8 protein-coding genes are annotated in these 9311 nt (G+C 68.5%); 2 read left to right on the forward strand and 6 right to left on the reverse strand.

Annotation, left to right across the window (positions count from 1 at the left end):
- Positions 1-82: 82 nt before the first annotated feature.
- The 4 genes from BM43_RS11810 to BM43_RS11825 all read right to left on the reverse strand — a co-directional run bounded on the left by BM43_RS11810 (position 83) and on the right by BM43_RS11825 (position 5215).
- Positions 83-1273, reverse strand: a complete 1191-nt coding sequence (locus tag BM43_RS11810) for a M20 aminoacylase family protein (RefSeq protein WP_036055457.1) — start codon at positions 1271-1273, stop codon at positions 83-85.
- 100 nt (positions 1274-1373) lie between these two features.
- Positions 1374-2708 carry a DUF3100 domain-containing protein gene (locus BM43_RS11815; RefSeq protein ID WP_017919203.1) on the reverse strand — a complete coding sequence of 445 codons (1335 nt, stop codon included), beginning with the start codon at positions 2706-2708 and terminating at the stop codon, positions 1374-1376.
- Between the two features lie 47 nt (positions 2709-2755).
- A complete protein-coding gene (locus BM43_RS11820) occupies positions 2756-4273 on the reverse strand; it encodes an aldehyde dehydrogenase family protein (protein ID WP_036055456.1) in 1518 nt (505 codons plus the stop codon).
- 69 nt (positions 4274-4342) lie between these two features.
- Entirely contained in the window at positions 4343-5215 is an 873-nt protein-coding gene (locus BM43_RS11825) for an NAD(P)-dependent oxidoreductase (RefSeq protein ID WP_036040212.1), read from the reverse strand.
- 143 nt (positions 5216-5358) lie between these two features.
- On the opposite strand from BM43_RS11825, the gene BM43_RS11830 reads away from it, so the two are divergent.
- Complete coding sequence (locus BM43_RS11830; protein WP_025099964.1) at positions 5359-6267, forward strand: LysR family transcriptional regulator; 909 nt, start codon at positions 5359-5361, stop codon at positions 6265-6267.
- Between the two features lie 112 nt (positions 6268-6379).
- Positions 6380-7197 (forward strand): IS5 family transposase gene (locus tag BM43_RS38585; protein ID WP_088555423.1). Its coding sequence is split into 2 segments (ribosomal slippage): positions 6380-6728 and positions 6728-7197, totalling 819 coding nucleotides; the frame shifts between segments, so codons are not numbered across the junction.
- 283 nt (positions 7198-7480) lie between these two features.
- On the opposite strand, the gene BM43_RS11835 is transcribed toward BM43_RS38585, so the two are convergent.
- Both BM43_RS11835 and BM43_RS11840 read right to left on the reverse strand, forming a co-directional pair.
- The gene (locus tag BM43_RS11835; RefSeq protein ID WP_042287319.1) at positions 7481-8503 is read right to left on the reverse strand and encodes an NADP-dependent oxidoreductase; all 1023 of its coding nucleotides are present in this window, start codon (positions 8501-8503) and stop codon (positions 7481-7483) included.
- Positions 8504-8537: 34 nt separating this feature from the next.
- A complete protein-coding gene (locus BM43_RS11840) occupies positions 8538-9251 on the reverse strand; it encodes an HAD family hydrolase (protein ID WP_036055454.1) in 714 nt (237 codons plus the stop codon).
- Positions 9252-9311: the final 60 nt, after the last annotated feature.

The following is a 9311-nucleotide window of genomic DNA, read 5'->3' on the forward strand; positions in this document are numbered from 1 at the left end:
CCGATACAACGCGCCGCCTCATTCGGCATCACCCGAACGAGGCGGCGCTCGCCCCCCACGATCGCTTCAAAAAATCAGCCCCCTACCGCCCCAAAACCCGCTCCACCAACCGCACGAAATAACTCGCCCCCACCGGCAGCAGGGCATCGTTGAAGTCGTAACTGGCGTTATGCAGCAGGCAAGGCCCGCCGCCGTGCCCATGCACGCGATGATCGCCCACGCCATTGCCGAGGAAGGCATAACACCCCGGCTTCTCGCGCAGCATGAACGAAAAGTCCTCCGCCGCCATGGTCGGATCGACGGCCGCGTTCACATGCGCCTCGCCCACCAGCTCGCGCATCACCGCCACCGCCAGCGCCGTCTGCTCGGGGTCGTTCACGGTCGCCGGATACTGGCGCTGGAAATCCACCTCGCTCTCGCAATCGAAGGCCGCGGCGGTCGCGGCCACCACCGCGCGCATGCGCGTCTCGATCAGGTCGAGCGTGGCCTCGGAGAAGGTGCGCACCGTGCCGCCCAGCCAGGCATCGGTGGGCACCACGTTCATCGCCTCGCCCGCGTGCACCTGCGTGACCGACAGCACCGCGCCGTCGATCGGATTGCGGTTGCGCGTGACGATCCCCTGCAGCGCGCTCAGCACCTGCCCCGCCGCGAACACCGGGTCGCGCCCCAGGTGCGGCATGGCCGCGTGGCAACCGGCGCCGCGCAGGTTGATCCGGAACAGGCTGGTGGAAGCCATCAGCGGCCCCGGGCGCACCGCGAAATCGCCGGCCGCGATGCCGGGCCAATTGTGCAGCCCGAACACGGCATCCACCGGGAAACGCTCGAACAACCCGTCCTCGATCATCGCGCGCGCGCCGCCGCCCGCTTCCTCGGCCGGCTGGAAGAACAGCTGCACGGTGCCGTCGAACTCGCCGTGCCGCGCCAGATGGCGCGCGGCCCCCAGCAGCATGGCGGTGTGCCCGTCGTGGCCGCAGGCGTGCATCGCGCCGGGCACCGTCGAACGATGCGCGAAGGTATTGGCCTCCTGCACCGGCAGCGCGTCCATGTCGGCGCGCAGGCCGATCGCGCGCGCGCTGCCGCCGCGCTTCAGGGTGCCGACCACGCCGGTGCGGCCGACGCCGCGCGTGACGGCATAACCCCATTGCTCGAGCCGCTCGGCGACGAGCGCCGCGGTGCGGAACACGTCGTAGCCGACCTCGGGATGGGCGTGGATATCGCGGCGGATCGCCGTCAGCTCGTCGGCGTGCGCGACGATGGAATCGATCAGTTTCATGCGGATGGGAAGGCCCTTGTCGGTCGTCGCGTCGCGGCAGCGGCAACGGCGGCAACGGCAGCGGCCCTGCCCGTGCAGCCCGCCGCCGCGACGCGAGACATCAGATATGGAACAGTTGCGCCACCAGGGTCGCGCCGATGAAGGTGCCGGCGTTCGCCACGAAGGACACCAGCACGATGCGCCAGCCGAGCCGGCGGAAAGCGGGGATGTCCTTGGCGATCGACAGCCCGGCGAACACCAGCATCGGCGTGGTCACGCCGAGGAAATCGTTGTGCGAGCTGAGCGCGGCGATCTGCGAGGCCCACGGGCTCCACGGCGAGGTCAGGAACATCGCCACCACCGATACCCAGCAGACCGCCGGAATCCGCCGCCCCGTCACGCGCGCCAGCGCATCGCCGACGATCGTCGCCACCACCATGATCGCGATCCCCGGCAGCCCCACCAGCGGCGTGGTGCCATGGGCGATCCAGTCGCACACCAGCGCCATCGCGGCCGTCACGATCCAGGCCAGCAGCTTGCCGCCGTAGCCGAGCGTGGGCGCCTCGGTGCGCACCTCGCCCAGCGACGGGCTGGCCGTCTCGGGCTGCGCCGAGGCCTTGGTGGTGCGGCCGATCAGCGGCTCCAGCACGCGATAGCCCCACACCGCCAGCGGCAGCGAGATGAACAGCGTGAAGTAGGTGCCGATGGTGGTGGTGATCAGGTTGCTGGCCGCGGCGAAGGCGAGCACGGATTTCGCCGTCTCCGGATCCTGCTGCGCGGCGATCGCGCCCGAGGCGGCCGCCATCATGCTGCCCGAGCCGACGCCCGAGCCCATCGCCAGCGCGAGCGGATCGAAGATGCCGAGGCTGCTCACGAAGCCCGCGAACACGGCGATGAACACCGCGCCGAACACGGTACCGGTCAGGTATTCGGCCAGCACGCCGCGGCCCTCGGCCGAATCCATGCCGTACTTCTCGCCGATGATCGCCAGGCTCGGCTCGCGGCCCACCGAGAAGGTCGCACCGATCGCCTCGCGCTTGATGCCGAGCAGCAGCGCGAGCGGCAGGCCGAGCAGGATGGTGCCGACGAAATGGCCGAATTCCTGGAAGGCCAGCGCCCAGCCCGCCGAGGCCAGCTTGGGCAGCGCGCTGCCCACCATCAGCCCCAGCTTGGAGACGAACAGCAGCAGCGCCGGCTGCAGGATCGCGGCGGCGAAGAACTGGTCGGGCACGCTCAGCCGCGCGCTACTGTTCCAGCGCGCGCTGGCCAGCCCCACCGCGGCGCCCAGCAGCAGCGCCCAGATCATCGGCAGCAGCACGACCTTGCCCGGTCCGAGCTTGAACGTAAACGAGCCGATCCATTCGGCGACCAGCAGGATGCCGGCCGCGTAGAGCAGGACCTTGGCGGTGGCCGCGCCGCCCAGCTCGCGGCGCTCGATCCCCAGTGCGTGTTGCATGGCAAGTCTCCCCTTGAAGCCCGGCTGCCGTCGGATGCGGGCCGGTGTTACAGATAACCGAACGCGGTCGGCGGCGCTTCGGCCGTCTCGACCCAGACGCTCTTGGTCTGCGTGTATTCGTACAGCGCCTCGACCCCGCTCGAGCGCCCGTAGCCGCTCATGCCGTAGCCGCCGAACGGCGAGGCCACGTTGATGGTCTTGTAGCCGTTGACCCAGAAGGTGCCGGCGTTCACCTGCGCGGCCACGCGATGCGCGCGCGCCACGTCGGTAGTCCAGGCCGCGCCGGCCAGGCCGAACTCGGTGTCGTTGGCGATCGCGATCGCCTCCTCCTCGGTGTCGAACGGGATGGCGGCCACCACCGGCCCGAAGATCTCGGTGCGCGCCACCTCCATCGCGTTCGACACGCCGGCCAGCACGGTGGGCGCCACGAAGTAGCCGCCGCGGCCCGGCTCGACGCGCTCGGCCGAGCCGGCGGCGAGCGTGGCACCCGCCGCCACGCCGCGCTCGATCATCGTCATCACGTGCTCGTATTGCTTGCGATTGTTGATCGGGCCCACCTCGGTCGCATCGTCGAGCGGCGCGCCGACGCGGATCTTTTTCGCGCCGGCGGCCACCATCGCGACGAATTCCTCGTAGACGGCGCGCTGCACCAGCAGGCGCGAGCCGGCCACGCAACTCTGGCCCGCGCCGGCGAAGATCGCCGCCTGGGCGGTCAGCGCGGCGCGCTTGAGGTCGGCATCGGCGAACACGATATTGGCCGACTTGCCGCCCAGCTCCAGCACGCAGGGCAGCACGCGGCGCGCGGCGGCCTCGGCGATGCGCGCGCCGGTGGCCGGCGAGCCGACGAACACCACCTTGCTCACCACGCGATGCGCGATCGCGGCCTGCCCGGCGGTATGGCCGAAGCCGGCCAGCACGTTGACCAGGCCGCGCGGCAGCCCGGCCCGCTCGCCGAGCATCGCCACCGCCAGCGAGGTGAAGGGCGTCAGCTCCGAGGGCTTGAGCAGCACGCCGTTGCCCATCGCCACCGCGGGCGCCACCTGCCAGCCGCAGGTGAACACCGGCGCGTTCCAGGGCGTGATCTGCAGCACCACGCCGGCCGGCTCGCGGCGCGTGTAGTTGAGATGCGAGCTCGGCACCGGGATCACGCTGCCGTAGAACTTGTCGGTCCAGCCCGCGTAGTACTCGAACATCTCGGCGACCCTGGCCACTTCGCCCCGGCAGTCGCGGATCGGCTTGCCCGAGCCGAGCGCCTCCAGCCGCGCGATCGCCTCGGCCTCGGCGCGGATCGCGCGCGCCACCTCCTGCATCACGCGGCCGCGCGCGGCATGCGTGAGCGCCCACCATTCGCGCTGCGCGCGGCGCGCGCTCTCGGCGGCGTGGTCGATCACGGCCGCGCCGGCGTCGCGATAGGCGAGCGTGGCCTGGCCCGTGGCCGCGTCGTAAAGCTGGATCGGCTCGCCCTGGCCGGCGACGAGTTCGCCGTCGATATAGGAGCCGATGGTGGCGGCGCCGGGGAAGAAATGCGCGAAGGCGGCGAGCAACTGGTCTGCGTGCTGGGTCATGTCTGGGTTCCGTGTCTGGATCGTCGAATGTCGGGCGTCGGGCTCGATCGCGGCGCGGGCCGCCCGGCCTCAGGCCGGATCGAGGAAGTCGACGATGCGGTTGAAGTCCTCGCCGTCCGCGACGTATTCCTCGCTGGCGGCCCACAGGCGCGCCGCCTCGCGCGCCACCGGCGCGACGCTGTCGAACTGGTCGAGCAGGCCCAGCGCGAGCCGCACGTCCTTGCGCATCAGCTTCATGGTGAAGCCGGAATCGAACTTGCCGTTGAAGATCCAGGTGGGGTAGTTGGTCAGCGTGGCGCTGTTGCGGCCCGAGCCGCCGTTCAGCGCCTCGACCAGCTTCTCCGGATCGACGCCGGCCGCGCGCGCGGTGCGCACCGCCTCGCTGGCGGCCAGCAGGTGCACGCCGGTCAGCAGGTTGTTGAGCAGCTTGGTGACATGGCCGGCGCCCACCGGGCCCACGTGCACGCGCTTGGCGCTGATCACCGCGAGGATCGGCTCGACCGCCTCGATATCGGCGGCCGAGCCGCCCAGCACCATGGTCATGGTGGCGGTGGCCGCGCCCTTGGGGCCGCCGCTCACCGGGCCGTCGACCAGGCCGATGCCGCGCTCGGCCAGGGCCGCCGCCACGCGCCGCGTGCTGTCGGGGTCCGCCGTGGTGGTGTCGATCACGATCGTGCCCGGTTTGGCGTTTTCGAGCACGCCGCCCGCGCCCAGCACCACCGCCTCGACCACCGCCGAGGTCGGCAGCGAGAGCAGCAGCACGTCGGCGTCGCGCGCGATCTCGGCCACCGAATCGCGCGCCGACAGCACCTCCTGCCCGGCCAGCGCGAGCGCCACGCCGGGCGCCGCGTCATAGCCGAGCACCGTGTAGTCGCCGCGCCGCAGCGAGCCGGCCATGCCGCGCCCCATGTTGCCCAGACCGATCACGCCCACCGTTTTCATCCGACGACTCCCGATAACTGTTGGTTCGAGGGCGGCGCGCCAGCTTGCGCCCGCCTTGCATGGCAACGATGTTCGGTCCGGCGATCCGTATAATCAATCCACGCCAATATTGATATTGTTCTCTTTTTTAGAACACTCGACACATGAGCGATACCCTCACCGACAGCCGGATCATCTATTTCTACGAGGCGGTGCGCTGCGGCACGATCCGCGCCGCGGCCGACTGGCTCGACGTGGCGCCCTCGGCCGTGAGCCGCCAGATCGGCCTGCTGGAGAAGGAGCTCGACGCCACCCTGGTGGAGCGCCACGCGCGCGGCGTGACGCCCACCGAGGCGGGCCGCTGCGTGATCGAGTATTTCCGCGAGCAGCTCGCGCACCGCGACGACCTGATCTCGCGCCTGCAGGAGCTGCGCGGTCTCAAGACCGGCCAGGTCAGCCTGGTGCTCGGCGAGGGTTTCGTCTCGGACCTGCTGGCCGGGCCGATGCAGCAGTTCTGCCGGCAGTTCCCGGGGATCCGCGTCAACCTCGACGTGGGCAGCACCAACGACGTGATCCGCAAGATCTCGAACGACGAGGGCGAGATCGGCCTGGTCTACAACCCGCCCACCGAGCCCAAGCTGGTGTCGCGCGCCTCTAAGCGGCAGCCGATGATGGCGATCGTCGGCCCGGATTTCCCGCGCCGCGGCCACAAGGTGCTGACGGTGCAGCAGCTCGCCACCTACCCGCTGGCGGCCACCCACCCGTCCTACGGCACGCGGCAGATGATGGAGGCCGTGGAATACGCCGAGCGCGTGCGGCTCGGGCCGATCGTCACCACCAATTCCTTCGCGATCCTCAAGGAGTTCGTGAAGTCGGGGCTCGGCATCTCGGTGATGCCGGCCTTCGCGGTGGCCGCCGAGCTGCAGGCCAGGGAGCTGTTCGCGATCGAGATCGCGCATCCGATCCTCGAGAACGCCGAGGCGCACATGGTCACGCGCGTGGGCCGCAAGCTCTCGGTGGCCGCCAACAAGATGCTGCAGATGATGACGGGGCAGATGCGGGCGTTCCGCTAGGCGCCGGCGCGTCGGGCTTAGCCTAAGAGACGGTTTCAAAAAGGGCCCGAGGGGCTGTTAACTTTCGCGGCGAGCTGTTAACCTCAGGCATCGGAACAACCGAGACGAGGAGATGGGCAAGCCAATCATCGACGACGAGTTGTGGACACTGATCGAGCCGTTACTGCCGCCATCCAAGCCACGGCGCAAGAAGAACCCGGGCCGCCTGCCGGTTTCGAATCGCGCCGCGCTGACCGGCATCTTGTTCGTTCTCAAGACCGGACTGCGCTGGCGCGATCTGCCTGCCGAGATGGGTTGCGGCTCGGGCGTGACATGTTGGCGACGGCTACGCGATTGGCAGGCTGCCGGTGTGTGGGACCGTTTGCACGAGCTGCTGCTCGCGAAGCTGCGCGCAGCAGACCAAATCGACTTCTCGCGAGCCGCTGTCGATTCATCATCGATTCGCGCAGTTGGGGCGGGCCAAAAACTGGGCCAAACCCAACCGATCGCGCGCGACCCGGTTCCAAGCACCACATCGTCACCGACGCCAACGGCACGCCGCTTGCCGCGATCCTGACCGGCGCGAACGTCAACGATGTCACGCAATTGCTGCCGCTGATTGACGCGATTGCGCCGATTCGCGGACTGCGAGGCCACCCGCTGCAAAGACCGCGTGTGGTCTACGCCGATCGAGGATACGACTCCGAGCGACATCGACGAGCGTTGCGCAATCGCGGTATTGAGCCGGTGATCGCCAGGCGCCGTACCGAACACGGCAGCGGCCTTGGCAAATATCGCTGGGTCGTTGAACGCACGCATGCTTGGCTGCATCACTTCCGTCGCCTCCGTATTCGTTTCGAGCGACGTGCGGACATTCACGGCGCGTTCCTCAAACTCGGTTGCTGCCTGATCTGCTGGAATACCCTTCGGCGCGTCGAGCAGCCTTTATGAAACCGTCTCTAAGCGCAATCAACGAAATCTGGAGTATGGATTTCGTCGCAGACGCGCTGTTTGATGGTCGACGCTTGCGGTCAAGATGACTTCAACGCCTGCGCGAGCATCTCAAACGGCTCATCAGCAAAAAACGGTCCGAGCGCACGTGCGATCGGACCGTTTACCCCCGTCCGGCTTGCTACACCGTCCGGTTTCCTCGCAAAAACCTCAACTGAACAGCCTTACCGCCTCGGCGGGCTTGTGTGTGCCATGTGCAGCCTGTCTCTACTCGTTCCCGCTCTCAAGCGACCAGCTTCACCACCTGCTTGCCATGATTACCGCCGCCGAGCAGGGTGATGAACGCCTCGGGCGCGCGCGCGAGGCCGTCGGCGACGGACTCGTGATAGCGCAGCTTGCCGGCCCCCACCAGTGCGCCGAGTTCCTCGAGCGCGTCGAACCATGCGTCGCCCTGATCCGCAATGATGAAGCCCTCGAGCCGGATCCGATTGATCAGCAGCAACTGCGGCATGGTGAGCGGAATCGCCTGACCGTTGTAGCCGGCGATCATCCCGCACAGCGCCACGCGCGCGAACGGGTTGCAGCGCATCAGCACGGCGTCGAGCAGCATCCCGCCGACGTTCTCGAAATAGCCGTCGATGCCGTTCGGACAGGCGCGGTTCAGCGCGGCGCTCATCGACTTGAGATCGCCGTACTGGCGATGGTCGAGGCAGGCGTCAAAGCCGAGTTCCTCCACCACGTACGCGCACTTCCTCGGACCGCCGGCGATGCCGATTACCCGCGCGCCGCGCGCCCGCGCCAGCTGGCCCGCGGCACCGCCCACCGCGCCGGCCGCGGAGCTAATCACGACGGTCTCGCCGGCTTGCGGCGCGATGATGCGCGCGAGGCCGTACCAAGCGGTCACGCCGGGCATGCCGATCGCGCCCAGATAGGCCGACAGCGGCGCGCGTGCCGGATCGACGTGGCGCCAGCCGCCGAGTTCGGCACCGTCGAGCAGCGCGTACTCCTGCCAACCGCCCATGCCGGCCACGAAATCGCCGGGCTTGAAACGCGCGTTGCGCGAGGCCAGCACTTCGCCCACCGTGCCGCCGATCATCACCTCGTCGAGCGGCTGCGGCGCGGCATAGCTCTTGGATACGCTCATCCGGTCGCGCATGTACGGATCGAGGCTCAGATAATGCTGCCGGACCAGCACCTGATCCTCGCCCGGCTGGACGAGCGGCACCGCTTCCAGCCGGAAGTTGCCCACCTCGGGCGCCTGCCTCGGCCGCGAGGCGAGCACGATGCGGCGATTCATTGCGGTCATGGCGTGGCCCTCCCCCGGCGCTCGCGGGCGGGGCTCACCAGCCGCCTCCATGCACGGCGGCGGCATCGATTTCCTGCAGCAAGGCCAGGTCGATTTGGCTCACCGAATCGACGATGCGACGCACGCCGGTCTCCTTCATGTCGTGCTTCTGCCAGCTCCACGCCTCGTTCGACGGCACGCCGATGAACGGCGTGCCGAGCATCTTGGCGTGCTCGGCCACGAAGTTCACGTCGTCGATGAACAGGGCCTGGTGCGGCGCCAGCTTGTAGAAGTCGCGCACGATCTCGCGCACGCCGGGACGGAACTCGTTGGTGCAGATGTAGGTGGCGAAGCGCTCGGCCTGTTCGCCGAGCCCGCGGCGCATGTAGTCCTCGTCGAGGCCGCCGTAGCAGATCACCGTCACGCCGAGCGAGGTCAGCAGATCGAGGAAGGCGGGCACCTCGGGCTTCATGCCGTGCGGATGGTCGCGCATGTATTCGTCGCGATAGCGGAAATAGCTCGCGATGCTCTCCTCGTCGCTCTGCTTGCGTTCGGTCTCGCTCATCTGCTCGCCGATCTGCCGGCGAAGGTAGTCCACCACCTCGGCGCGCGAGCGCGAGAAGGTGTTGCGCTCCAGTTCGCGCGTGTAGTCGATCCGGTAATACTCGCTGCACAGCTTGTGCATGATCGGGCTGAATGTGTCGATCAGCAACGGGCCGTCGAGATCGACGGCGATGAGGCGAATCGTTTGCAGGCTGGTGCTATTCATCGGATTTGTCTCCGCGGCAGGTTTCAGTGAAATTTCAGAATGACTCTGGGCACGCGGCGC

Source organism: Burkholderia gladioli, from assembly GCF_000959725.1.
GTDB classification, from domain to species: domain Bacteria; phylum Pseudomonadota; class Gammaproteobacteria; order Burkholderiales; family Burkholderiaceae; genus Burkholderia; species Burkholderia gladioli.